The organism is Cephaloticoccus capnophilus (assembly GCF_001580045.1).
Lineage (GTDB): Bacteria > Verrucomicrobiota > Verrucomicrobiia > Opitutales > Opitutaceae > Cephaloticoccus > Cephaloticoccus capnophilus.
Window position 1 is genome coordinate 52560 of record NZ_LSZP01000044.1, and the last position, 24805, is coordinate 77364.

24 protein-coding genes are annotated in these 24805 nt (G+C 60.4%); 14 read left to right on the top strand and 10 right to left on the bottom strand.

What is annotated here, in order from left to right; translation table 11 throughout:
* Nucleotides 1-279 precede the first annotated feature (279 nt).
* Nucleotides 280-468, top strand: coding sequence for an Imm9 family immunity protein (imm9, locus tag AXK12_RS09590; RefSeq protein WP_425479079.1), 189 nt, complete (start codon nt 280-282; stop codon nt 466-468).
* On the opposite strand, the gene AXK12_RS09295 is transcribed toward imm9, so the two are convergent.
* Complete coding sequence (locus AXK12_RS09295; protein ID WP_197457008.1) at nt 437-604, bottom strand: type II toxin-antitoxin system RelE/ParE family toxin; 168 nt, start codon at nt 602-604, stop codon at nt 437-439. The two genes, imm9 and AXK12_RS09295, sit on opposite strands and share 32 nt — an antisense overlap.
* Before the next feature lie 32 nt (nt 605-636).
* On the opposite strand from AXK12_RS09295, the gene AXK12_RS05295 reads away from it, so the two are divergent.
* Nucleotides 637-2034 (top strand): MATE family efflux transporter, encoded by a 1398-nt coding sequence (locus tag AXK12_RS05295; RefSeq protein ID WP_231863552.1) that lies wholly within the window; start codon nt 637-639, stop codon nt 2032-2034.
* Here AXK12_RS05295 and AXK12_RS05300 read toward each other — a convergent pair.
* Nucleotides 2031-2372, bottom strand: a complete 342-nt coding sequence (locus tag AXK12_RS05300; RefSeq protein ID WP_068712206.1) for a DUF167 domain-containing protein — start codon at nt 2370-2372, stop codon at nt 2031-2033. The genes AXK12_RS05295 and AXK12_RS05300 overlap by 4 nt on opposite strands.
* The gene (locus AXK12_RS05305) at nt 2365-3897 is read right to left on the bottom strand and encodes a PLP-dependent transferase (protein WP_068712328.1); all 1533 of its coding nucleotides are present in this window, start codon (nt 3895-3897) and stop codon (nt 2365-2367) included. The genes AXK12_RS05300 and AXK12_RS05305 overlap by 8 nt, the downstream gene beginning before the upstream one ends.
* 165 nt (nt 3898-4062) lie before the next feature.
* Here AXK12_RS05305 and AXK12_RS05310 point away from each other — a divergent pair, with 165 nt between their 5' ends.
* A complete protein-coding gene (locus AXK12_RS05310) occupies nt 4063-4818 on the top strand; it encodes an exodeoxyribonuclease III (protein ID WP_068712212.1) in 756 nt (251 codons plus the stop codon).
* A complete protein-coding gene (locus tag AXK12_RS05315; RefSeq protein ID WP_068712214.1) occupies nt 4818-5357 on the top strand; it encodes a CinA family protein in 540 nt (179 codons plus the stop codon). Before AXK12_RS05310 ends, AXK12_RS05315 begins: the two co-directional genes overlap by 1 nt.
* A gap of 247 nt (nt 5358-5604) precedes the next feature.
* Here AXK12_RS05315 and AXK12_RS05320 read toward each other — a convergent pair whose 3' ends face one another.
* Nucleotides 5605-6312: a lipid-binding SYLF domain-containing protein gene (locus AXK12_RS05320; RefSeq protein ID WP_231863553.1), complete on the bottom strand. Its 708-nt coding sequence runs from the start codon at nt 6310-6312 to the stop codon at nt 5605-5607.
* Nucleotides 6313-6546: 234 nt separating this feature from the next.
* On the opposite strand from AXK12_RS05320, the gene AXK12_RS05325 reads away from it, so the two are divergent.
* The 6 genes from AXK12_RS05325 to AXK12_RS05355 all read left to right on the top strand — a co-directional run bounded on the left by AXK12_RS05325 (nt 6547) and on the right by AXK12_RS05355 (nt 11725).
* Nucleotides 6547-7029, top strand: coding sequence for an FKBP-type peptidyl-prolyl cis-trans isomerase (locus tag AXK12_RS05325; protein ID WP_068712332.1), 483 nt, complete (start codon nt 6547-6549; stop codon nt 7027-7029).
* Nucleotides 7030-7541: 512 nt separating this feature from the next.
* The gene (locus tag AXK12_RS05335) at nt 7542-8849 is read left to right on the top strand and encodes a carbohydrate porin (RefSeq protein WP_082782672.1); all 1308 of its coding nucleotides are present in this window, start codon (nt 7542-7544) and stop codon (nt 8847-8849) included.
* 80 nt (nt 8850-8929) lie between these two features.
* Nucleotides 8930-9658, top strand: coding sequence for an SDR family oxidoreductase (locus tag AXK12_RS05340; protein ID WP_068712218.1), 729 nt, complete (start codon nt 8930-8932; stop codon nt 9656-9658).
* 101 nt (nt 9659-9759) lie between these two features.
* Nucleotides 9760-10125 carry a TOBE domain-containing protein gene (locus AXK12_RS08540; RefSeq protein WP_269446581.1) on the top strand — a complete coding sequence of 122 codons (366 nt, stop codon included), beginning with the start codon at nt 9760-9762 and terminating at the stop codon, nt 10123-10125.
* Nucleotides 10126-10440: 315 nt separating this feature from the next.
* On the top strand, nt 10441-11178 hold the full coding sequence (ppgK, locus tag AXK12_RS05350; RefSeq protein ID WP_068712222.1) for a polyphosphate--glucose phosphotransferase: 738 nt from the start codon (nt 10441-10443) through the stop codon (nt 11176-11178).
* A gap of 85 nt (nt 11179-11263) precedes the next feature.
* Entirely contained in the window at nt 11264-11725 is a 462-nt protein-coding gene (locus AXK12_RS05355) for a DUF5069 domain-containing protein (protein WP_068712225.1), read from the top strand.
* Between the two features lie 100 nt (nt 11726-11825).
* Here the strand turns inward: AXK12_RS05355 and AXK12_RS05360 are convergent, their stop codons facing one another.
* From AXK12_RS05360 to AXK12_RS05370, 3 genes are all read right to left on the bottom strand, one after another.
* A complete protein-coding gene (locus AXK12_RS05360) occupies nt 11826-12095 on the bottom strand; it encodes a hypothetical protein (RefSeq protein WP_068712228.1) in 270 nt (89 codons plus the stop codon).
* A 194-nt stretch (nt 12096-12289) separates the two neighbouring features.
* A complete protein-coding gene (locus tag AXK12_RS05365) occupies nt 12290-13399 on the bottom strand; it encodes a hypothetical protein (protein ID WP_068712229.1) in 1110 nt (369 codons plus the stop codon).
* A 346-nt stretch (nt 13400-13745) separates the two neighbouring features.
* Nucleotides 13746-14960, bottom strand: coding sequence for a Gfo/Idh/MocA family protein (locus tag AXK12_RS05370; protein ID WP_068712230.1), 1215 nt, complete (start codon nt 14958-14960; stop codon nt 13746-13748).
* Nucleotides 14961-15229: 269 nt separating this feature from the next.
* Here AXK12_RS05370 and menB point away from each other — a divergent pair, with 269 nt between their 5' ends.
* From menB to AXK12_RS05385, 3 genes are all read left to right on the top strand, one after another.
* Nucleotides 15230-16066, top strand: a complete 837-nt coding sequence (gene menB / locus AXK12_RS05375; protein WP_068712336.1) for a 1,4-dihydroxy-2-naphthoyl-CoA synthase — start codon at nt 15230-15232, stop codon at nt 16064-16066.
* A gap of 119 nt (nt 16067-16185) precedes the next feature.
* Nucleotides 16186-17625: a hemolysin family protein gene (locus AXK12_RS05380; protein ID WP_068712232.1), complete on the top strand. Its 1440-nt coding sequence runs from the start codon at nt 16186-16188 to the stop codon at nt 17623-17625.
* 78 nt (nt 17626-17703) lie between these two features.
* Entirely contained in the window at nt 17704-18348 is a 645-nt protein-coding gene (locus tag AXK12_RS05385; protein WP_068712236.1) for a DNA-3-methyladenine glycosylase I, read from the top strand.
* A 194-nt stretch (nt 18349-18542) separates the two neighbouring features.
* On the opposite strand, the gene AXK12_RS05390 is transcribed toward AXK12_RS05385, so the two are convergent.
* From AXK12_RS05390 to ppdK, 3 genes are all read right to left on the bottom strand, one after another.
* Nucleotides 18543-19253: a hypothetical protein gene (locus AXK12_RS05390; protein WP_156468889.1), complete on the bottom strand. Its 711-nt coding sequence runs from the start codon at nt 19251-19253 to the stop codon at nt 18543-18545.
* A gap of 198 nt (nt 19254-19451) precedes the next feature.
* Nucleotides 19452-20405, bottom strand: coding sequence for a class II fructose-bisphosphate aldolase (locus AXK12_RS05395; protein WP_068712238.1), 954 nt, complete (start codon nt 20403-20405; stop codon nt 19452-19454).
* A 216-nt stretch (nt 20406-20621) separates the two neighbouring features.
* On the bottom strand, nt 20622-23456 hold the full coding sequence (gene ppdK, locus AXK12_RS05400) for a pyruvate, phosphate dikinase (protein ID WP_068712240.1): 2835 nt from the start codon (nt 23454-23456) through the stop codon (nt 20622-20624).
* 251 nt (nt 23457-23707) lie between these two features.
* Between ppdK and AXK12_RS05405 the strand changes: the two genes are divergently transcribed.
* On the top strand, nt 23708-24565 hold the full coding sequence (locus AXK12_RS05405; RefSeq protein WP_068712242.1) for an aldo/keto reductase: 858 nt from the start codon (nt 23708-23710) through the stop codon (nt 24563-24565).
* Nucleotides 24566-24805: the final 240 nt, after the last annotated feature.

Below are 24805 nucleotides of genomic sequence, written 5' to 3' on the forward strand. Positions count from 1 at the left end.
CGTTCATAGGGCCGCTTGGCGGTAGTGGTACTGCACTGGATTTTGCTTTTATGAAGCCGGGCGACACGCGCTATCTTGAGGCCATCAGCAGGGCCGAACCCGATATTGCCATTTACTTATTGCAACAAGGTGCAGATTTCAATGCAGCACACACTGCCCATAATGAAATATAAACAAGCAAGGAGATATGAAAATGAGATATGAGCAAGCAAGGGTCAATATGCAGATTGAAGTCCTTGGGCTTCTTAATGTTGCTGACTTATTTTCAATTAACAAAAAATAGCTGCTTATATTAAGTCTATTTTGCCAAGAGTAAACATGGAGGACTTATCGGGGTGGAGGCTAACTTTCTTCATTAACTACGTATGCACAGACTTCATTGGAGTTGATAAAAAATTTAGGCGGTATCCTTCAGATAGAGAACTCATATCGCCTTTCAGCGACGAGGGTTTTTTTGGTAAAGCGTAGAAAATAGCCGCAGCACCAAGTCGGCCTGCTCTGTGTATTTGTCGCCGCCGCACAGCAGCAAAATCACCGTCTGCCCGTCGCGTGCGCAATACACGGTAGCCCGTTGCTGGAGAGCGGCGGATGAAACGCCTTGCATCGTGTGGTGGCAGGCCACGCTTTGGGTGGGCTGTGACTTTGCGACCGATTTTTAATGAACTGCGTACGACGCTTGCGCTGGCTTTCCCGATTATCATTGGGCAGCTCAGCCAGATGCTGATGGGGGTGGCGGATAGTGTGATGGTGGGCCGCCTAGGGGCGGTGCCGCTAGCGGCGTCGGCGTTTGCCAATGTGCTTTTCACCGGTGGCTTCATGCTGGGGCTGGGGATTCTCGCTTCGGGCTCGATATTAATCTCGCGGACACATGGGGCGGGGCAGTCGCGCGAGTGTGCAGAGTATTTGCGGCATGGGGTCTGGCTGGCAGCGGGGCTCGGGGTGCTGCTTGCTGGGGTGACTTTTTCCCTAATCCCGTGGCTCGATCATTTTGGCCAGCCGGAGGAGGTGTTGGCGGCGGTGCGTCCGTATCTAGAGCTGATTACGCTGTCGCTCGTGCCTACGCTGCTTTTCCAAGTGGTAAGGCAGTTTAGTGAAGCGACGGGTCACCCTTGGGGGCCGATGGCGATTTTGCTTTCGAGTGTCGCGCTCAATGTCCTGCTCAACTGGATACTGATTTATGGGAACTGGGGGGCGCCTGCGCTGGGACTGGCGGGGGCCGGCTGGGCGACGCTGGCCGCGCGAGTCGTGTCACTGGTTGCGTTGTGGGCTTGGTTGCGGGCGCAGCGGGAGTTGCGTGCCGAGTGGCCGGGAGGACGGCGTGCCAGTGGTGGTAGACGTATGGGGAGTGTCGCAGACGCTAACCCTGCATGGTTTGCGCGGCTGTCTTGGGCGCACTTGCGCGCGATGGTTGTGCTGGGGATTCCGATTGCGGGGCAGCTCGTTTTTGAGGGCGGTTTTTTTGCGATGTCGGCCTTGATGATGGGGTGGATTGGCACGGTGCCGTTGGCGGCGCACCAGATTGCGCTCAACTGTGCGGGTGTCGCTTTCATTATTCCGCTAGGCCTATCGATGGCATTGAGTGTGCGTGTGAGTCGGGCGCTTGGTGAGGGGCGCGTGAAGCTGCTGCCGAGCATCGCCTTGGGGGCACAGGCGGCAGGAGTGGCTTACGCGGTCTTGTCGGTTTTGACCTTTGTCTTTGCGGGCCGGGCGATCGCGGGGGGCTTTACCCCGGAGCTGCCGGTGGTCGAGCTGGCGTCGCAGCTTTTGATTTTTGCGGCCCTGTTTCAGGTTTTCGATGGGGGCCAAGTTATCGCCTCTGGTGCGCTACGCGGGCTCGCCGATGTGAAGGTGCCGAGCGTGATTACGTTTATCAGCTACTGGGTGATCGGGCTGCCGTTCGCTTACTTGTGGGGCGTGCGAATGGGCCAGCCTTTAGCGATCTGGGGGAGCATGGTGATCGGGCTTGCGCTGGGTGGCGTGCTGCTTGTGCGGCGGCTCTATGTGCAGATTCGGCGAATGACTAGGCACGCTTAAGGTGGGGCGGGTTGGCCGTTTGCGATCAATAGCGCCGCGATTTTCTCGCCGACTTGCTCGAGGGAGATTCCGGCGATGCGCACGCGCTTCTCACGGGCGGCGGCTCCGGTGGCGAGCGTCACTGCGCCGCGTGGCAGGTGGAGAATCTCGGCGAGGAAGCGGCAGAGTTCGGCATTGGCCTTGCCGTCAACTGGGGGCGATTTGAGCCGGACTTTGAGTGCGTCGCCCAGCCAGCCAACGAGCGCGCTTTTGGGCGCATTGGGCACGGCTTTTATTGTGAGTAGGCAGTGCGGCTGCTGCGCTGAATCACGGCTAGCCGGTTTTTTGAGATCAGCCATCAGCGGGAGCTTGGGAGAGTGCGGCGTCGAGCGCAGCGATGAGGTCTTCGACGGGCTCGCAGCCGACCGAGAGGCGCAGGAGTTCGGGCTCAAGGCCACTGGCCGCGAGTTCGCGCCGACCTGCCTCGCTCGTCACGAGGTCGTAGTGGGCGAGGTAGATGAAGGGGCAAAGCAGCGTGGTCTGCATGCCGAAGCTCGGGCCCTTGGGCAGGGACACGGCATCGTAAAAGGCTTCGATAGGTCCGCGCAGCGTGAAGGAGATGAGGCCACCGACTGCGTCGGGGTGGCGCGCGAGTTTTTGGTAGTTGGCGCGCGACTCGGGAGAGTGGGCCCAGGCGACGCGTTTTACGCTGGGGTGCGCTTCGAGCCACGCGGCGACAGTCGCCGTGCTGCGTTCAACTTTGGCGAGGACATCGGGGGTGGCGGCGATTTGGTGAGCGAGGCGCGCGAGGTCGCGCGGGTATACGGGGTCGAGGCGCGTGGAGATTGATTTGTGCAGTGAGTCGGCGTTTGCGCAGTGCGGGTTTACTACGACGAGTCCGGCGACGAGGTCGCCTTCGCTTGCAGTGTATTTGGTTAAACTCGAGCAGACGACGTCGGCGTAGGGAAGCACATCGACCGAGTAGATTGAGGACACGGAGGGATCGACGATGACCGCGGCGCCGTGCTTTTTCGCGAGCGTATAGATCGCGGGGAGGTCGGGAGTTTGGATGAGCGGGTTTGTGGGGGCTTCGATAACGAGGCCGGCGATTTGCGCGCCACGCTGGGCAAAGAGGGTTTCGAGCGCGGCGAGGTCGAAAACATCGGGCAGATAACAGTAGTGCTGTGCGTTGTCGCGGGCGTGGTGTTTGAGGAGCGCGATGGTGTCGAGGTACAGCCAGCCAAGCTGCACCCAAGTGTGGCGTCCTTGTGCTGCTTGGGCTTCGGCGAGTGCGCTAAATGCGGCGTAGACTGCATTCATCCCGTTGGGGGCGAGCATCAGCGAATCGGGCGAGTTTTCTGGGAAGAGCGGGGCGAGCTGGCGGCGGATTTCGACGAGTGCGCGGTCGGGGGCGCCGTTGCCGAAGGCGGCTTCGGGCTGTGGTGCGGGCACGAGGCCGAGCTGGGCCAGCCGGTCTTCGGCAGCGCGCGAGGCGAGAAAGCCGCCAGTGTTTTGCAAGAAAAGGCGGGCGAGTTGGGCGATCGCGGGCGAGTCGTCGTGCGAGACTCCGTCGATCCCGTCGAAGTCGTGGACTTGGGCGGTATGCCCGCTACGCGCGAGTTCGCGGCGGACTTGCTCGGCCATTTGCGCCGAACTCGTGAGCCACAAGTAGCGTGCGCTGCCGCAGGCTTTGGCGTAGTGGTCGGTGAGTTTTTTGACGAAGCGGTGTAGGACGAAGCGCGGGTAGCCTCCGCGCATCGCGGCGATCACTTCGGGGGCCTTGACTTCGTAGCCGCAGACGGCGCGCATGGTGGGCAGGCTGCACGAGACGGCGTGGGGCAGGTCGGGGATGGCGTGGCCTAGCGGTATGGGCGAGAAGGGCATGTGTGGTGGGAAAGGGGGCGGACGCGTAGGGGCGGGGCGCACTTGCGAGTGCGTGCCCGTGCCATGGGCGCAACTGTGAATGACCGTCCAGCTTCGCGAGACGGCGGGGCGCGAGGCAATCCCCTCTTGCGTCATAGTGCGGGTGGGCGCCAGCCTGCGCGCTTTATGAAACTCGTCTCGTGGAATGTGAATGGCGTGCGCGCTGCGCTGGGTAAGGGCCTGCTCGACTGGATGCAGGCCAGCGATGCCGATGTGATTTTCTTGCAGGAAGTGAAGGCTCTCCCGGGCGATGTGCAGGGCGTGTCGTGGCCTGATGGATACAGGCTCTACTGGAATGCCGCGCAGAAAAAGGGCTACAGCGGGACAGCCCTTTTTACGCGCACTGAGCCGCTCTCGGTGCAAATGGGCATCGGCTCGGCGGAGCACGATACGGAGGGGCGGGCGATTTGCGCAGAGTTTGCAGAGTTTTGGTTCGTCGGCGTCTACGTGCCCAACGCGCAGGATGGGCTCGCCCGCATCGGGTTTCGCCAAGCTTGGGATCGCGCCTTTCTCGACTACGTGCGGGACTTGGAAAAAACCAAGCCGGTCATTTTTTGCGGTGATCTCAATGTCGCGCACGAGGAGATCGACCTCGCTCGTCCCAAGGAAAACGTGGGAAATCCGGGCTTTTCCGACGAGGAGCGCGATGGGTTTCGCGATTATATTGCTGCGGGCTTTGTTGATACGTTTCGCCACTTCGAGAAGGGCGGGGACCACTACACATGGTGGAGTTACCGTGCGGGCGCGCGTCCCAGAAATATCGGGTGGCGTATTGATTATTTCATGACGTCGGCTTCTCTCTCGCCGCGCCTTAAACGGGCGTGGATTGAGCCCGAGGTGATGGGTAGCGACCATTGTCCGGTAGGGCTGGAGATTAACTGATGCACTCTGAACTCGAACTGGCTCGTGAGCTGCAGCGGCTGCTTTTGCACGACGGGGCGACGCTCGCGGTGGCCGAGAGTCTGACTTGCGGGCGCATGCAGGAGGCGATTGGCGCGGTCTCGGGCGTATCCCCGTTTTTCCTAGGTGGAGTGACGGCTTACAGCGGCGAGCAAAAGGTCAGGCTGCTGGGGGTTTCGCGTGTCGAGGGCGAGGCGGTCAACTGGGTATCGGCGGCAGTGGCCGAGCAAATGGCGCGTGGTGCGGCGCAGCTTTTCGGGAGCGATTTTGCGCTGGCGACGACCGGTTACGCGGAGCCTGCGCCTGAACAGGGAGTGCCTGTGCCTTTTGCGTGGTGGGCTCTCGCGCAGCGTGTGCGCGGGAGTTCGGAGGATGGCGTGGGTGATGATAATGCCAGCGCCGAGCTTTTCGTGCGCAGCGAGCGGGTGGAGTGTCCCGGTTGCTTGCGGGTGGAGGTGCAGCGGGCAGTCATGGCTGCCGCGCTCATCGGGCTGTGCGAACACCTGCGTACGTGCGCGTAAAACGAGACAGGCCGCCAAAAGGCAAAAGGCGGCCTGCGCAACTAAGCGGGTCGAGTGATCGTGACTACGAACCAAAGCGCAGGCCTCGCCGTTCACGGCGAGGTCAAGCGAGGTCATCGTCATAGGGAGCCGAAGGCTCCCCTAGCTTATGGCGGAGAAGCTCCGACCGCAGGGTCGGAGTTCTTCACTGTCGCCGCGCTTGCGGGACGGGTCACTTTTTTAAAAGAGGGCTGCCCCTTGCCCGGCCTTATTGCGCGAGAGAGCTGACGTAGTTCATGAGCGGGCGGACTTCGTCGGGCACCGTTATCCAGTTGCTGTAGAGGATTTCGGGGAGCGAGTGCTGGGTGGCGTAGAGCACGCGGTTAGCCTTGTCGTTGCTGCTCAAGTGTCCGGCCTTGAAGGCGGCTCCGGCGTACAGCCCGCGGTTTTTGGAGTACACGAGGATGGGCTGTGCGACGGCGTCGGCCAGCGTGTACTCGTTGGCGGCGGTCTTGGGGCCGCCGACGGCTTTGGCATCGGCCCCGATGTGGAAGCGGCCTTTGAAGAGGAGCCGTGGCGTGCTCTCGTCGTTGAGGATAAAGATGGTTTCGTTAGCACTGGCCCCGACTTGCAGGCCGAGGCTGCCTTCGCCAGCGGTGAGCAGGGCGGGGACGCTCCAAGTGCCATCGGTGCGGCGCACCATGATGACTCCCCAGCCGTCCTTTACGCCCAGCAGGAAGCCCGCGCTAAACTGATTTACGATGATGATGCCCTTAGCGTGGCGCAGCACTTCGCGCGGGATGCCGTAGTCGGGCGAGGTCATGAACTCCTGCAAGATCGCTTCGCAGGTCTCGACGCGGCGCACGTAGTCTTCGCGCGTAGGCAGCGCGGCGTGGAGTTCGCCAAGGAGCGGCGCGGCAAAAAGCAGAGTGAGTAACAGGAGGCGGAAAGGGGAACGGATAGTCTTCGTGTTCATAAGCGGCATGGGCGCAGTGGGCAGCAGTTGAGTTCTGCACTGGGGGAAGCGCAAGGTATCTTCGATACTCTGTTTACGCTCCCGCGACATGGGGGCACGCAAGCTCGTCTTCCTGCGTAGCGGGGAGAGCAAAAACTGCGTTTTATTTGCGCGTTATTCTCCGCCGAAAGGACAGGCCTGTGGTGGCAGCGAAAAGGGCTTCTCATTATGAGTGTAGTGTCTTTGTTGCGCACCATGCAGCCCGCTAACGTCGTTACCCTTCACTATACTTTGCGCGACCCTGAGGGGCGAGTGATCGATAGTTCCTCCGGCGGCGAGCCCATCACGTATTTGGAGGGCGCGGGGCAAGTGATTGACGGGCTCGACGAGGCACTGCGCGGTGTGGCGGCGGGCTCGCGCCAACGCGTATCAGTACCCGCGGCTCGGGCCTACGGCGCGCACGACCCCTCACAAGTGCAACGGTTGCCGCGTGCGCAGATCCCTTTTGCCGGCGACATTAACGTGGGCGACCGCTTCCAAACCGATACCGATCCGCACGCGCCGGTGGTCACAGTCGTCGCCGCCGATGAAGAAAGCGTGACGCTTGATGCCAACCATCCGCTGGCGGGGATGGATTTGGACTTCGACGTGGAGGTGTTGGCCGTGCGCGAAGCGACTTCTGAGGAGTTGCGCCACGGGCACGCGCACGGTCGGGATGGGCAGGCGCACTGCCATTAAGCCGGTATTTGATTGTTTTTTTTCCGGCCGTCGCGCTGCCGGCGCAGTGTGACGTATCGAGTGAAGCCCCCGAAACGCTCGCATGCGGTGAGGCATTTCGGGAAAACGAATACTCCGGCACCGGCTCGGAACGCTATATCCAGCGCCGCGATAGCCTTTCCGACTGTATTCATTACTACTGGCTAAATGAATAGGTTGCCGCGGCAGTAAATTACTTATCGGCAAAATTAAAATGGGTAATAATACCCGCTCTGCCGATTTGTAAATATACTCTTGGGATAATACAACCTAATGAGTATTTGTCCTCTGCTAATGTCGCAACTCCTCGCCTGGAGTAAGCGGTAATGGTATTGCTGATTAAGTATAAACGCGCAGCAAAAGCCTATAAATGCGTATTAAAGCGAATTCACAACCTACATTCAAACTCTATATGCTGAATGCTAGGTTTGGGGTTCTTTGTCCCAAAAGTGTAGCATGCCCCATGCCGTAACCAAGCATAACCAAGAAAAACAATGAAACCAAACACCAAGAAGAGAGTGAGTATTGGTATTCTCAGCGCATTCTGTGGAATTTTTTCGGCGGCATTTACAAATGTCTCAGCCGCAGAAGCCGCGCACTGGGATGCCGACCTGAAAGCGTATTTCCGCACAGGAATGATAGAGGGAATGAGCCCGAATAGAGCCTTCCAACTTCCGGGAGCACTCGCTAAATATCGATTGGGTAATGAGTTCGACCAACATTTTGAAGCATCCCTTCGTCAAGATATTGCCCGCTTTAGCAATGACTCTATCCTGAGTGCGACGGTAGGTGGATTTTTTAATCACCCTTATGGTGTGCATAATTATTCGAAGAGCGGGCCGGGGCACACGCGATTGGCCGAAGCACTGCTCACTTGGCGGAACCTATCGTGGCTAAATGGAGGTGCCATAATCGCCGGGCGTAGCATGCTGCACTATAAGTCTGCTGATGTGCATATTAACGATTTCTTTTATCGTGATATGCAGGGTGTCGGCTTTGGTGTCCAAGATGTGCAACTCGGAAAAGTCAAAGCGACCTACTTCCTCTCGCGTAAAGACAACCCCTACCAAGAGTATTATGTAAATCGCCATGATCTCTTCTTTGAAGGGTTAGAAACCAACAACGGTGGTACCTTAGAGTTTGGGCTGAACTATGTCGAAAAAGACACGCACCGTGCGGATACGACTTGGGGCTGGTCGACTCATGTGCGCCATATACAAAAAATTGGCGAGACAGGGAATAACTCGCTCGCGCTGCAATATGGTGAAGGCCCGGGCACAGCGCTTGGTTACACAGGTGACCTGTATCTCAACCGCAGCAACAACCGCTGGCGCGTGGTCGAGGCCTATGACTGGCAAGGCGAGAAGCTCGGCGGGCAAGTGATTGGGATTTGGCAGCGCGATCGCTTCAACACTGGCGATACCCAAGACTGGGTATCTGTCGGTGGACGCGCGACGTACAGCCTCAGCGAGCGCATCAAGCTAAGCCTCGAAATCGGTCACGATGCCGTAAAGCCCAGTGGCGCCGCGCAGCGCAACATGACCAAGTACACCTTTGCGCCGAGCTTTTCGCCAAAAGGGACGAAGTTCTGGAGCCGCCCCGATATTCGCGTGTTCTACACTTGGGCGCACTGGAATGGTGCGGCGCAGTCCGCCGCCGACTTTGTCGTGCCGGGTGGCGCGCTTTCCCGCACGGGTGTCTTTGGTTCGGCCCGTCACGGCGGAAGCTTTGGTGTCCAAATCGAATACTGGACCGACGGCTACCAACCTGTGAGAGAAACGATTAAATACATGGGCTGGTAACGTACTACGCTCCATTAAACCCCAGCGGAGTGTTGCGGATAGCAAAGGCTCGGCAACACTCCGTTTTAACCCCAAAAACGATGACAAAACTATTATCAGGAAAAATCGCTGCCGTGACTGGCGCGGCTTCTGGAATCGGGCTAGCCACCACCCAAGCCCTGATTAAGGCAGGTGCACAGGTCGTACTTATCGATAAAGATGAGCGTGCACTAAACGCCGCGTGTGAAGGCCACAGCGGCTCCGCGATTCCGCTTGTTGCCGACTTACTCAATGTGGAGCAATGTAAGCAGCTAGCGGATAATATTCTAGCCCTTGTTTCTTACGTTGATATATTCCATGCGAATGCAGGCATCTACATCGGGGGCGATCTAGTTGATGCAGACCTCGACCATATCGACCGGATGTTGCAGCTTAATATCAATGTAGTCTTTAAAAATGTACGGTCGATCATTCCACATATGATTGAGCGTAAGACTGGCGACATTATCGTAACGAGTTCTCTCGCGGGCCATAGCGCGGTACTCCATGAGCCCGTCTACTCGCCCTCGAAATGGGCGACTCATTCGTTTGTGCAAATTATGCGCCGCCAACTCCTCCCGCACGGGATTCGCGTCGGCTCGGTTTCGCCCGGCCCAGTGAGCAGTGCGCTCTTGGCGGATTGGCCGGAAGAAAATCTCCGCAAAGCAAAGGAAAACGGTAGCCTCATCGAGCCCTCTGAAATTGCCGATGCGGTGCTCTACATGCTTACGCGTCCGCGCAATGTCACCATTCGCGACATGGTCATTATCCCCAGCAGCTTTGACCTGTAAAAACTAAGCCGAGGAAGACTTTGAAACTCTCACTGCTTACCCTATGCGCCTAGGCGCAGCATTTTTCAGTTCTTTAGCGAGTGTACCGTCACAGAAAGTCGGTGCACCGCTCCTCACTCAGTAACACGCTTTCTGTTAGTTCAGTCCAAACCCCCAACCCCAATAGATCAGCTGACGGCACGTTGGGGATTCGGCCCGAGTCCTTGCGCGTGCTGCCAGAGGTGGGCGCGGAGGGCGGGCAGGCTGTGGCTCCGCGCGGTTCGGTGGCGGGTCGCGTGGAGCTGGTGGAGTCGCTCGGCGCGGAGACTTTGATTTATGTGGAGGTGGCTGGCGCGGCGGCGACGCTCGTCGCGCGGCAGAGCGAGCGTAGCGCACTCCGGCCGGGGGATCGGGTCGCCGTCGCCATTGAGGAGGGTGTGCCGCTGCATCTGTTTGACGCGGGCGGTCGGCGTGTGGGCGGCGGTTAGTGCTGGCGGCCAAAATGGAACCGCCTGCGGCTGTGCGTGTGCGCGGCCGCAGAGCGCTTTCGTTGGCGTATCGGCGCTATCGATACGTTGAGGTCTGTAAGTAACGGCGACTTCGCCTCGACTGTGGCGTGTGGGCGGGTTTTGAGGGCTGCTCTGGCGCGTGTGTGGGCACTCGTTTATGACTGGGCTAATATGCCCAAGCAGCGGGGCTGCGACTCGCAGTTACCGCAGGCTAGGAAGGCTTGACGGGGATTGCGCGCGTGCGCGACATAGTCCGCACTTTTGCTCCCCTTCTTTTCTCGTAGCTCTTTCTCTATGAACACGATTCTAGGCATTGATATTGGCGGATCGGCGCTCAAGGGCGCACCAGTCGACTTGGTGAGTGGCAAGCTTTTGACGGAGCGCGAGAAGTTGGAAACTGCCGATAAACTTTCGCCCGAAGCGATGGCGGAGGCAGTGGCGGAGATGGTGCGTCGGTTTGACTGGCGTGGGCCGGTGGGCGTGGGCTTCCCCGGGGTGGTGCATGGGGCGCGCATCGCGTGGGTGGCAAATGTGCACAAAGGCTTTTGCGACTGCGATGCGGGGGCCTTGTTTAGCCAGGCGAGTGGCTGTCCGGTGACGTTGATCAACGATGCGGATGCGGCGGGCTTGGCAGAGCTGCGTTTTGGCGCGGGGCGGGGCGAGTCGAATACGGTGCTCGTGTTGACGCTGGGAACGGGGGTGGGCTCGGCACTGTTTCACAACGGGCGGCTGCATCCGAATACGGAGTTGGGGCACATCATAAAGGAGGGCCAGTCAATCGAGTGCTATGTGTCGGCTGCGGCGCGCGTGCGGCGTGGGCTCGATTTCGAGGCGTGGGGCCGCGAGCTCAGCGACTACCTGATCCAGCTCGAAAAGATCCTCTACCCTGACCTGTTTATTTTAGGCGGCGGGATTAGTCGCGAGCACGACAAGTTTTTCCACTGCCTCAAGCCGCAGGCGCGTGTCGTTCCTGCAGAGTTTCGCAACACGGCGGGCATTGTGGGTGCGGCGTTGGCCGCTGCCGGTGTGTGAGCGCGGAGGGGGGCTCCGCTCTCACGCAGGGCAAAGCTTTATTTTGCGTGCGGTGACCAGTCGTAGTGCAGAGGCTTTGGCCACTATGGCTTCCCAACCGATCCCGGGCTCGACTGGTGTGATTTTGCGCGAACTGCCCTCGGCCTACATCCCGCATGCGGCGACGGGCTTGCTGCACTTGCCGCGTTTCATCGCGAAGGCCAGCTACGTGAAGACTCACGGCGCCCTGCCTCCGAGCTATGCGAAGAATTACAAGCGCGGGATGGATGGGTTTTTGTGCCTGCACTTGGGCATCGAGCCGGATGCAGTCGAGCGCGCCGTCCACGAGTCGGCGAGCGATGCGGAGATCGACGCGCGGCTGCGCGAGATTTTTCCGACCGAGTTGCGCGTCGCGGAGTGGAACCGGTTTTATGTGCAACGCGGGCTGAGCGGCCCCGGTCGCGATTTTTTAAAAGAGGCACTCACCAATATGGGCTGTGCAGACCGCTTAAGCGATATTCTGACGGTAGCCGACCTCATCGAATTCGATGAGGGGCGTATTCTTTAGGCCGCCGCGTCCACTGCTGTGCTTCTAAAATGAGTAGAGCCGCTCCTGTGGGGAGAGCGGCTCTGCTTTTGGGGGAAGCGCGAAACTGGAACGGGGCTTCTTACTTCTTCTTTTTTGCCGGTGCTTTTTTCGCGGCGGGAGCTGCCTTTGTTTTCGCAGCGGTAGGTTTTTTGGCCGCGGGTGCCTTTTTCGCTGGGGCCTTCTTAGGGGCCGGTTTCTTTACGGCGGGAGCCTTCTTGGTGACGGGTTTTTTCGCTACCGTTTTTTTGGCGACTGCCTTCTTGGCGACAGGGGCTTTTTTTGCTGTCAGTTTTTTTGTGGCGGCAGGTTTCGCAGGAGTCGCTTTTTTAGGGGCTGCTTTTTTGGCCATGAGGGGGCTCCAGTTCTTTGGGAGTTGTGTTGTGTAGTGGACTCATCGTGACGGAAGAGTGCCGCCTCGTACGAGTGTTGTTGCGGCAAGTTCGAAGATCTCTCTAGGCCGCGCAATCTAAATGGATGTGGGTAGTCGCGATTGAGATACACTGTGCGGCGATGTGTTGGGATGAAGTGCAGTGAGAGGTGGTTTTATACGAAGCTTTCGAGGTCGATGGGCGGCGGGCTATGGCGGGCGATTGTTTCGCGCAGGGTGAGCAGGTTTTGCTGAACGAGGGCGCCCATCGATTCGCAGTGGAGATATTCGCTGCGCTGGAAGTGCTCGGCGAGTTCAGCGCGTAGGTGGTGGATTTTTTCGCGCGGGGCGATCGCATCGGCACTCATTTCGTGGAGTAGCTCGGCGAGGCGCACGCGGGCGAGTTCGGCGCGTCCGACGATGAGTGTGTGTTCTTCGCGTTGATATTGGAGTGCGGTTTCGACGTGCAGGTGTTTGGTGCAGTAGCGGACGAGTGGCGCGTTTTCCTTAAAGAACTGCGGTAGGTAGAATTTTTTGCGGCCATTGTAAGACTGCTGGTCGAAGTCCATCGCGCGGATGCGGACTTGGGCGGCCTCGAAATCGGGAGTGATGACGAAGACAAAGTTGTACGCGCGCATATCGCCGAGCAGTCGCAGAAAGCAGCGCTCGTTGAATTTTACGAGTTCCTTGGCGACGCGCACAGGGAGCAGCTCGGGCGAGCGCAGCCAAGTGTTGATGAAGACGTCACCCGGAATGCCGGCGATGTGTTCTTCGATGAGCGTGCCGCCGTGGGTGATGAAGTTGAGACGGCTAGGAGAGAGGAGGTGTTCGAGTTCGAGCCCGTACACCCGCGAGGCGTCGGCGCGTTTTACATAAAAATAGTCTTGGTTGTCGTTAAAGGAGTTCACGATGCGCACGCGGAAGGGCATCGAGTTTCCGAAGCTGCAATAGTCCACGCGGTCGATGTAGAGGTGGCGCACGACGCGGGAGTCGCCATCGACTTTGAGAAGCGCATAGGTCGCTTTGAGCTCTTCGTAGAGCGGGCCCATCTCGTCGTGGCGGTAAATGACGGTGTCCCAGAGCGTGGGCTGGCCGTCGCGATCCACGAGCGGGATGGTTTCGTGGAAGTCGCAGAGCCGTTCGTAACTGATGGGTAGGAGCCGCTCGCGTTTGTAGTTGGCGAGGTAGCCGCGAAGTCCATCGCAGATGGCAAAGCTGGGTTTGCGTGGAGTCGGGGTTTCGGCGGATTGCGCGGGGCCATCTGCGTGGTGTGCGGCATCAGTCATCGACGCAGAGCATGGCGTGGCGGTCGGCGCTCCGCCAATCTCCAACGTGTCCTCTCTTACTCGTCACTCTTAGGGTCTGTTCGCGTTTCAAACGCGAGCCGCGCTGCTGCTTACGGCGCAGCCCGAAGGGACGGGACATCTGGCTCGCGGCTCGCCACTCACGTGTGCTGCGCACGCTCGCCGCTGCGTTACTCGTCGCTCATTTGCATGAGCAAACTTCGCTTCTCGCGCCTTGCTGCACACAAAATCTGCCTCCGTCGCGACCACGTTTGAAACGGGAACAGACCCTTAGGCGGCTCGCCTGCTCGGGTATCCGAGCAGCGTGCTCGCCCGCGCTACTCTGCCGTTATGCGCCGCCGTTTTCAAAAAATCGCGCGAGCGCGGCGTTGGGGGGCGGGACTTTTAGGGGGATGCCGCCGCTGCGCAGTGATTCGGTGGCGAGGCAGCCTGCGGCGATGCTTTCGCGCGCAGCGAGGGGGGAGGTGTCGGTCGTGCCGCCTTCGCGCACGTAGCGGAGAAACTCGGCAATGATGAGGGGATCGGCCCCGCCGTGGCTGCCGCGTGTTGTGGGGATTTTGTAGCTGGCGTCGCCCGCTGCGTTGTAGCCGGAGCGTTTATTCCAGAGTCGTACGACGGTGCCCGCGCCGCCGTTGCCGAAGTTTTCGAGACGGCCCTCGCTGCCGATGATTGTGTAGCTGCGCCAGTAGTCGGGTGTGTAGTGGCATTGGGCATACGTGGCATAGACGCCGTTGCTGAGCCGCATTTGCATAGTGCTTAGGTCTTCGACGTCGATGCGGTGGTTGAGCCCGCGTTGGCGCGTCGGTGGGAAGGTCGTGAAGTCCATGCCTCGCAGGGCGATGCCGGGCGGTGGGCCTTTCGTTGCCGGTGCGCGCTCGGGGAGATCGCCGTAGAGGGTGAGCCCGCCGAGTGCGTTGACGAGTCGCGTGTAGCCGCCGCAGAGCCAGTGAATAATGTCGATGTCGTGCGCGGCTTTTTGCAGGAGGAGGCTGTTGGAGTAGCGGCGGTCGGCGTGCCAGTCGCGGAAGTAAAAATCGCCGCCGTGGCCGACGAAGTGACGGCACCAGCAGGCTTTTACTTCGCCAATCGCGCCCGCATCGATGAGCGCCTTCATCTTTCGCACAAAGCCCATGTGGCGCATGTTGTGGCCGAGGTAGAGGCGGGCGCGGTGCGCTTTGGCGGTAGCGAGGATTCGGTCGCAGCCCGCGATGGTTAGTGCCATCGGTTTTTCGAGATAAACGGCGAGCCCACGTTCGAGCGCGGCGACGGCGTGCGTCTCGTGCAGATAGTCGGGCGTGGCGATAATGACGGCGTCGAGTGCGGCGGAGTCGGCCAGGGCTATCAGCTCGCGGTAATCGCGGGTCGTAAAGGGGGGCGTGCCTTTGTGGGTGTAGGCGGCGCGGGCTTCGTCGAGGGCGTGTGTTGCGACGTCGCAGCAGGCGACGATGCGCGCGCCTTTGCTCGGGCGGTGGGCGAGCGTGCCGAGGCTGGCACCACGTCCAGCAGAGCCGATGAGGCCGAGTTTGAGATCAGGGGAGGGCATGGGGTGAATGAGTGAGGGGGGCGTCTTTTTGGGGCAGTGGCTATGTCCTCGAAATGGCGGCGCGTTGTCATGGGGAAAATCGTACGGATGATACGAAGGCGCGCGGTGAGGGCTTCCCGATTGGGCGGGGCTCTCGTTGGAGTCGCGCCCGTTGTGTCCGCTGCCATTTTTTGGAGGCCGTCATTACCGCATATGGGGCCGCAGAGTTGTGAGGACACATCGCTTATGAGTTGCTGCGCGTGAGCTTTGGCTCTGCGCTTCGCCGCACTATGCCGACTGAGTGGACGCCCGTAAAAAGCTACAGCGATATCCGTTACGAGAAGTGTGCGGAGGGGATTGCGAAGATTACGATCAACCGGCCTGAGAAGCGAAATGCGTTTCGGCCCGAGACGGTTGCACAGCTTTTCGAGGCGTTTTCGGATGCGCGCGAAGACCAGCGGGTGGGCGTGGTGCTGCTCACGGGCGCGGGGCCGCACACGGATGGGAAGTATGCGTTTTGCGCGGGTGGCGACCAGAGTGTGCGCGGGCCTGCCGGCTATGTGGGAGGGGATGGAGTGCCGCGGCTCAACGTGCTCGATTTGCAAAAGCTGATTCGCTCGATGCCGAAGGTCGTGATTGCGCTCGTGGCCGGTTACGCGATTGGCGGCGGGCATGTGTTGCACCTCGTCTGCGACCTGACGATTGCGGCGGATAACGGGATTTTTGGCCAAGTGGGCCCAAAGATGGGCAGCTTCGATGGCGGTTTTGGCGCGAGTTATTTGGCGAGAATCGTCGGGCAAAAGAAGGCGCGCGAGATTTGGTTTTTGTGCCGCCAATACGACGCGCAGCAGGCCCTCGACATGGGGCTGGTGAACGCGGTCGTGCCGATTGCCGATCTCGAAGAGGAGGGGATCAAGTGGGGGCGTGAGATTATGCAGCAAAGTCCGCTGGCGATTCGTTGCCTGAAGAGCGCGTTTAATGCCGATGTTGATGGGCAGAGCGGGCTCCAAGAACTCGCCGGAAATGCGACGTTGCTCTACTACATGAGCGAGGAGGCGCGCGAGTTTCACCAAGCGCAGCGCGAGAAACGCCCGCCCGACGCCAGCAAGTTCCCGTGGCTCCCTTAGCGGTGGGCGCGCTGCTTTTCGGTTGCGAAATGGGGCGTCTGGCTCTCGATGCCACTCAGGCTCGCTAGCGATCAGCTTTAGGGGTCGCGACCTGCGCGGCCCACTAGCGACCCCAATCAGTGAACTCTATTGTCTTAGAACTTTTCGTTATTTTCCTCCTCCTGCTCGCCAACGGAGCCTTTGCAATGGCGGAGATTGCGATCGTGTCCTCGCGCAAAGCGCGGCTGCAAGCACTGGCGGATGAGGGGGCGGCCCGCGCGAAAATCGCGCTCAAACTGGCGAACGAGCCGACTCGCTTTCTTTCGACGGTTCAGATCGGGATTACGCTCGTGGGCATCTTAGCGGGTGCCTTCGGTGGAGCGACGCTCTCGGAGCACTTGGCCGGGCCGATCGCGAGCGTGCCGCTGCTCGCGCCTTATGCGCGGGCTATCGCGATTTTCGTCGTGGTTAGCGCAATTACGTTTTTCTCGCTCATCGTGGGCGAGCTGGTGCCCAAGCGGATCGCGCTGGGGAACCCCGAGGCGCGGGCGATGCTGGTTGCGGGGCCGATGCTGCGGCTCTCGCAGTTTGCCGCGCCCTTTGTGTGGCTGCTCACGGTATCGACTAATGCATTACTGCGCGTGATCGGTATCGGCAAGGAGCAGGAGCCGCCACCCTCGGAGGAGGAAGTCGCCAACCTCGTCGAGCAGGGGATGAATGCGGGCGTTTTCCACAAAGCCGAGCGCGCGATGGTCGAGGGCGTGCTCAACCTCGACGAAATGCCCGTGACCGAAATCATGACGCGCCGCCCGCAGATGGTGTGGCTCAATGTCGAAGATGAGGAGGAGATTAACTGGCGCAAAATCGTCGCGAGTGGACATTCGCACTTCCCCGTTTACGAGACTACGCGCGACCAAGTGATCGGCATCGTGAGCGTAAAATCGCTCTGGGCGAACGCCGCTATCGGCATCTCGAATAAGCTGCGCGACCACCTCACTACGCCGCTGCTCGTGCCCGAGAGCGTGAGTGCGATACAGCTCCTCGAAACGTTTAAGAAAACGGGTCGCCACCTCGCGCTCGTGACCGACGAGTTTGGCGGTATCCAAGGACTGGTGACGCTCATCGACGTCATGGAGGCGATCGTCGGCGACATGCCCCAGCTCGGCGACCGCAAAGACCCGGGGATGGAGCCGCAAGATGACGGCGCGTGGCTCGTGGATGCGGCGTTGCCAATCGAAGATCTCGACCAAGCCCTCGCGCTCGGCGCGGCTTCGCCCACGGCTAGTTACGAGACCGTCGGCGGCTTCATGATTCACCACTTTGGACATGTGCCGACAGTCGGCGACTCCTTCCTTTGGAAAGGCTGGACGCTCGAAGTCGCCGAGATCGACGGGCACCGCATCGATAAAGTCCGTGCGCAACCGCTCGTCGCGCCTGCACCGCGCGCGGCCTCCGCTCCGGAGCCGGGGCTGGGCTCTTCTTCCGACGCGGCTGTGAGCATGGCTTCAGTGGCATCCTCCGTGAAGCAAAATGCCGCGACTGCGGATTTGGGATTAGGTGGATTTCCCGGGAAACAGTGAGGACGCTGAGCCTGCCCTTCGCTCCGCTTCATCATCCGTGTTGCCGCATTCCTGCAATCGCGTCTCCTGCATCGTTACATGGCGGTTTCCCCACCTAGCGACCTGTTCACGGATGAGTGCGGCCATGTGCGCTGTTATTGGTGCCATGCCTCGCCGCTGTATCGCGATTACCACGACAGTGAGTGGGGTTTTCCGGTCAGCGATGATCGCCGCTTGTTTGAGAAACTCTGTTTGGAAGGCTTTCAGGCGGGGCTGTCTTGGCTGACCATCCTCAACAAACGCGAAGCCTTCCGCGCAGCGATGGCGAACTTTGAGGCGGAAGAGCTGGCGCGCTTCACGGCGGTGGATGTGGAGCACCTGTTGGGCAACGCGGGCATCGTGCGCCACCGGGGCAAGATCGAGTCGGCGATTAACAATGCGCGGCGTGTGTTGGCGTTGCGGCAGGAGTATGGCTCGTTCGCGCATTATATCTGGAGCTACGCGCCGCAGGCAGCGCAGGGCCGGCCACCGCGCCTCACGGGTGCCGCGCTGCGCACGCTCACTACGTCAGCAGCGTCCACGGCACTGTCCAAAGATTTGAAAAAGCGCGGCTTTAGCTTTGTCGGGCCTACAACCCTGTATGCCTTCATGCAGGCGATGGGGCTGGTCAATGACCACATCGAAGGCTGCGACACACGCGCCGCCGCCGAAGCCGCCCGCGCCCGATTCGTGCCGCCTGCTTAATGCGCTCACGCGACACTATGCTGCGGCGACATCTAGCTCGCGGCTCGCCACTCACGTGTGCTGCGCACGCTCGCCGCGCAGTTTTCCCGCCGCCGGCGGGGCCAGTTAGGGTAATCGCTTCCGTTTACGCCAAACGAAAAAGGCCGCTCGAAAGAGCGGCCTGAAAAAACGGGGAGACCTCGTTAAGCTTAAGCTTAGTGGAATTTTGGGCGGAGGCCGCCGCTACCGGAGTTAACCCGTCCTCTCACGTGATTCGCTTTGTAGCTGGGGGCGTGGTTACTGCGATAGTTCGGCGCGTAGTGGCGCGGGGCCGTGGGGCGCACCGGATAGTGCGGCGTGTAGTGGCGTGCGGGCAAGGGGCGCACCACCGGATAGTGCGGGCGATAGTGGTTACCGTAGTATCCGCTGTTGTAGTAATAAGGCCGGGGCGCGACGATTATCGGGGCGGGCGCGACGACTACCGTCGGCTCAAAAATGCCGGGCCCGTAGCCGACTGTGGCTACGCCACTTACCCAGACTCGCTCTACGTGTGTTTGGTAGTAGCCCGGCACATAACGCCGAACCGGAAACCCGTAGTGGTCGTAGGTCGTAATCCATCGGGCGGGCATCCACGTTTGGACGGGCCGCTCTTCCCAGTGGCCGGGTACGCCATTTCGCGTGACGGTCGTCGTCGTCGTCGTGGTCTCGGGGGCCGCCTGCTCTGAGGCGGTGCCAGTCGTGCGCTCGACGACGACTGTTTCAGTCGTGTGCGTATGGGTGCTGCCAATGTGGCTGCCGATAATCATACCGCCGATGAGGCCGGCGACTGCGGCAACGCCTTCGCCACCTGCGACTGCGGCGCGCGGGCTGGCAACAAGCAGGGCGGCGGCAGCAAGGGCGAACAGGGGGGGAGTTTTCGTTTTCATGGGGAGGATCTCCTTTTTTGAGGTGAGGGGTAAATGGGGGGATTTGCGGACTTGGACGCCTGCGTTTTTGAAATGTTTCAAAAATTGTGATTTTGGGCGAAAACGAGAAACGCGTATCAGGGCGAACTGATACGCGTTTGGGAGAGTAGGGCAAGTCGGCGGTACTTCGCGGGGCGATGGGCGCCGCGCGTAGTGCGCTTAGCTAGCGGCGAGCGATTTGCGCAGGTCTTCGAGCTGGCCGGCGCTGCCGAGGAGTTCGTTTCGCGAAGCGATGAACTTCGCATACTCGGCCATGAAGATTTTGCCCGGGGGGCGGAAGTCGAATTGCTCGGGATTGTTGCGGAAGAACTCACGGTGGACGCGCGTCCAGACGAGGCGGCCATCGGTATCGATATTGATCTTGGTGACCCCGAGCTTGGCGGCGGGAAGGTATTCCTTGGGGTCTACGCCCATGGAGTCCTGGATGGTGCCGCCAGCGGCGTTAATCTTGGCGACTTCGTCTTGGGGGACGGAGGAGGAGCCGTGCATGACGAGCGGGAAGTTGGGTAGGCGGCCCTTGATTTTCTCCAAAACGTCGAAGTGCAGCGACTGGCGGCCCTTGAACTTAAAGGCTCCGTGGCTGGTGCCGATTGCGCAGGCGAGCGAGTCGCAGCCGGTTTGTTTCACAAATTCTTCGGCTTCGGCGGGGTCGGTGAGGCAGGCGTTTCCTTCATCGACTTGGATGTCTTCCTCGACGCCGCCGAGCATGCCGAGCTCGGCTTCGACGGAGATGCCCTTAGCGTGGGCGCGCTCGACGACGCGCTTGGTGATGGCGACGTTTTCGGCGAAGGGGTCGTGCGAGGCGTCGATCATGACCGAGCTAAAGAAGCCGGAGTCGATGCAGTCGTAGCAGGTTTGCTCGTCGCCGTGGTCGAGGTGTACGGCGAAAATCGCTTCGGGGTAAATCTCGCCTGCGCTGCGGATGATGGCTTCGAGCATCCGCTTGTCGGTGTATTTGCGCGCGCCTTTGGAGATTTGGATGATGAAGGGGGCTTGGGAGTCGATTGCGCCTTGGAAGAGCCCCATCGCCTGTTCGGCGTTGTTGATATTATAGGCACCGACGGCATATTTGCCGTAGGCGTGCTTAAAGAGTTGGGCGGTCGTTACGATCATGGAGCGGGTAGGCAGCCGGATTCTCCAGAATCAGACAAGGTTATTGTAGGCGTGGCTACGATTCGTGTAGCGCCGCTTTTGTGGGGCAGTAGGCAGGGCAATAGGGGAGGGTGGGCACGCGCAAAAAAGCCGCCTTCGTCGAGAAGGCGGCTTTCGGGGCTACGCGGGTAGCCGGGGGCGCGCGGCGCGGCGCGGCCTTGGTTAGTGCGTTTCGCGTTACTCGTTGGCAATCGCCGCTTGAGCGGCGGCGAGGCGGGCGACGGGCACGCGGTAGGGCGAGCAGCTCACGTAAGCGAGGCCGATGCGGTGGCAGAATTTCACCGAGTCGGGGTCGCCACCGTGTTCGCCGCAGATGCCGAGTTTGATGTCGGCGCGGGTGCGGCGGGCTTTCTCAATGGCGATTTCCATGAGCTGGCCGACGCCGCTTTGGTCGACCGAGGCGAAGGGGTTCTTCGGCATGATCTCGGTTTCTTGGTAGGCACCGAGGAAGGAGCCGGAGTCGTCGCGCGACATGCCGAGGGTGGTTTGGGTGAGGTCGTTGGTGCCGAAGCTGAAGAACTCGGCGGTCTCGGCGATTTCGTCGGCGGTGAGCGCGCCGCGTGGCACTTCGATCATGGTGCCGACTTGGTAGGAGAGTTTGACTTTTTTCTCCTTCTCAATGGCGGCGGCGACCTCGTGGACGAGCGCGACTTGTTGATCGAGCTCCTTCTTGAAGCCGACGAGCGGAATCATGATTTCGGGCTTGGCCTTAAAGCCTTTCTTGGTGGCTTCGGCGGCGGCTTCGAGGATGGCGCGAACCTGCATCTTGGTGATCTCGGGGTATTTGACGCCGAGGCGGCAGCCACGGAAGCCGAGCATGGGGTTGAACTCGTGGAGTTCGTGCACGCGGGTCATGACTTTCTCGACGGCGACGCCGATTTTTTTGGAGAAGTCGAGTTGCTGCTCCTTGCTGTGCGGGAGGAACTCGTGGAGCGGCGGATCGAGGAGGCGGATGGTGGCCGGGAAGCCCTTGAGTGCCTTGAAGATGCCGAAGAAGTCTTTGCGTTGGTAGGGGAGGAGCTTGGCGAGGGCGGTTTCGCGGTCGGCCTGGGTTTCGGCGAGGATCATCTCGCGCATGGCGTCGATGCGGTCGCCCTCGAAGAACATGTGCTCGGTGCGGGTGAGCCCGATGCCTTCCGCGCCGAAAGCGAGTGCTTGGGCGGTCTGCTCGGGGGTGTCGGCATTGGTGCGGACTTTGAGCTTTGTGGCTTTTTTGCACCAGTCCATGAGCTGGACGTAGTTTTTAAACTTCTCGGTCTTCTGGGCGGCTTTGTTGCCGTTGAGCAGGCCGTCGATGATTTCGGAGGGCGCGGTGGGGATTTGGCCCGCGTAAACGGTGCCCGCCGTGCCGTCGATGGAGAGGTAGTCGCCTTCGGCGAAGTTTTGCCCTTTGACGGTGGCGACGCGGCGTTCGTAGTCGATTTGGATGTCGGCTGCGCCGCAGACGCAGACTTTACCCATTTGGCGGGCAACGAGTGCGGCGTGCGAGGAGACGCCGCCTCGGGCGGTGAGGATGCCCTCGGCTGCGATCATGCCGCGGAGGTCTTCGGGCGAGGTTTCGACGCGGACGAGGAGGACTTTTTCGCCTTTCTCGGCGGCGGCGGCGGCGCGGTCGGCGTTGAAGTAGATCTTGCCGGAGGCGGCACCGGGGCCAGCGGGGAGGCCGGTGGCGATGGCTTTGGCCTTCTTGATTTCGGCGAGGTCGAAGATCGGCGCGAGGAGTTGCTCAAGCTGGTCGGCGGGGTTGCGCAAGACGGCAGTCTTCCAGTCGATGAGCCGTTCCTTGACCATGTCGGCGGCGAACTTGAGCGCGGCCGCGGCGGTGCGTTTGCCGTTGCGGGTCTGGAGCATGTAGAGCTTGCCGTCTTGGACGGTGAACTCGACGTCCTGCACGTCCTTGAAGTGTTTTTCGAGGGTTTTGCGGACTTTGAGCAGCTCGGCGTAAGCCTTGGGCATGGCGGCCTTGAGCTTGGAAACGGGCTCGGGAGTGCGCACGCCGGCGACGACGTCTTCGCCTTGGGCGTTGATGAGGAACTCGCCGTAAAATTCGTTTTCGCCGTTGGCGGGGTTGCGGGTAAAGGCGACGCCGGAGCCGGAGGCTTCGCCGGTGTTGCCGAAGACCATCGCTTGGACGTTAACGGCGGTGCCCCACTCGGTGGGGATGTTGTACTTGCGGCGGTAGACGATGGCGCGGTCGTTCATCCAAGAGCCGAAGACTGCGCCGGCTGCGCCGCGGAGCTGCGCCCACGGGTCGTGCGGGAAGACTTTGCCGGTGCGCTCTTTGACGAGGGCTTTGAAGCGTTTGACGAGTTCTTGTTGGTCTTCGGCACTGAGTTCGGAGTCGATGATGTCGCGGCCGTAGACTTCGTGTTTGTAGTGCTCGATGACGCTTTCAAATGGCTCGTGGTCTTCGCCTTCGCGTTTTTGCACGCCGAGGACGACGTCGCCATACATTTGCACGAAACGGCGGTAACAGTCCCAGGCGAAGCGGGCGTTACCGGTGGCTTTTTCGAGCGAGCGGACGGTGTCGTCGTTGAGCCCGAGGTTGAGGATGGTGTCCATCATGCCGGGCATCGAGTCGCGCGCACCGGAGCGCACTGCGACGAGGAGGGGGAAGCCCTTTGCGTCGCCGAATTTGTGGCCCATGACTTTCTCCATGTTGGCGACGCCAGCCTGCATCTGCGCTTCGAGCTCCTTGGGGTAGCTGCGTTTGTTGGCGTAGTAATAGGTGCAGACTTCGGTGGTGATCGTGAAGCCTGCAGGGACGGGCAGCCCGATACGTGTCATCTCGGCGAGGTTGGCTCCTTTGCCGCCGAGCAGGGCCTTCATCGTGCCGTCGCCGTCGGCTTTGCCCGCGCCCCAAGTGTAAACGTATTTGGGGGACTTGGTGGCTTTGCCGGTTTTGGCCTTTGCGGCACTGACCTTAGCCGCAGCGGGGCTGCCGCTGTTTTTCTGAGTCGCTTTAGGTGCGGCTTTTTTGGCCGGTGCTTTCTTCGTCGTTTTCGATGCCATGTGTAGTTTGCAGTTTGTGTGATTAGAAACGGTGTGTGACGCGGACGGGGATCGGAGAGAGTGCGGCGCGGGCCGCGCGCGCAAAGGGTGCGGAGGTAGAGAGCCACCGGTGGGAGTGTCAACGGCGGGCTATACGGTTTATTGAGAGGGGCGGCGTCTGAGGCGAGTGAAGGAAATGCGAGTGAAGGAAATGCGGATTTTGCGTAACGAGGCTTGCCGAAGCTCAGCTTGTGCCTCTCATCGGGACTAACATGACGAACCCCACGACTATTCCCCTAATTACCCTAAACGATGGCCGCCAGATTCCGCAGGTCGGGCTTGGTACTTTCGGGCTTCCTGACGAGAAAGTCATCTTGAGAGCCCTTGAAATCGGCTACCGGCATATCGATACCGCCCAGTGTTACCACACTGAGGGAATAGTCGGGCGTGCTGTGCGCGAATCGGGCCTGCCGCGCGAGGAGGTCTTTGTAACGACCAAGCTTTGGAACCCCGATCACGGGCGGGCGCGCGAGGCATTGGAGGGGAGCTTGGAGAAGCTCGGGTTCGACTACGTCGATCTCTACCTGATCCACTGGCCAACGGTGGAGCTCAATAAACGCGCGGAGGCGTGGGCGGCTATGGAGCAGGCACGCTCCGAAGGACTGATCCGCTCCATCGGCGTGTCGAACTTTACGCCGCCCTTTTTGAACGAAATTTTAGAAAAAGGCACGATTGTCCCTGCGGCGAACCAAATGGAGTGTCACCCGACCTACCGGCAGGAGGCAGTCGAAGCCGCCAATACGGCGGCGGGCGTAGTGACAGTAGCGCATACGCCGCTCGGACGAACGGACGGTGTCAACAACCCTGTCATTCAACGAGTCGCCGCAGAGCTCGGCCGCACGCCCGCGCAAGTTATCCTCCGTTGGCACCTGCAAGCAGGCCGCGTCGTCATCCCTAAAACCTCGAACCTAGCACGACTAGAAGAGAACTTTGCGGTGACCGACTTTGCTCTCTCCGCTGAGCAAGTCGCCGCCATTAACGCGCTAGATGGTGGCAGCACCGTCAGCACCATGAACGGGGAGCCCCGACTCGCGGATGCCAAAGCGTTTGATGAGCGTGAGGGGATTTAGTGTGCCGCCGCCTCAGGGAGGCAGATTGTGACCACGAACCAGAGCGCGCACCTCGCCGTTCACGGCGAGGTCATCGTCATATGGAGCCGCAGGCTCTCCTAGGGTCTGTTCCCGTTTCAAACGCGAGTCGCGACGGAGCCAGATTTTGTGTGCAGCAAGGCGCGAGAAGCGAAGTTTGCTCATGCAAATGAGCGACGAGTAACGCAGCGGCACGCAAAATCTGGCCCGTCCCTTCGGGCT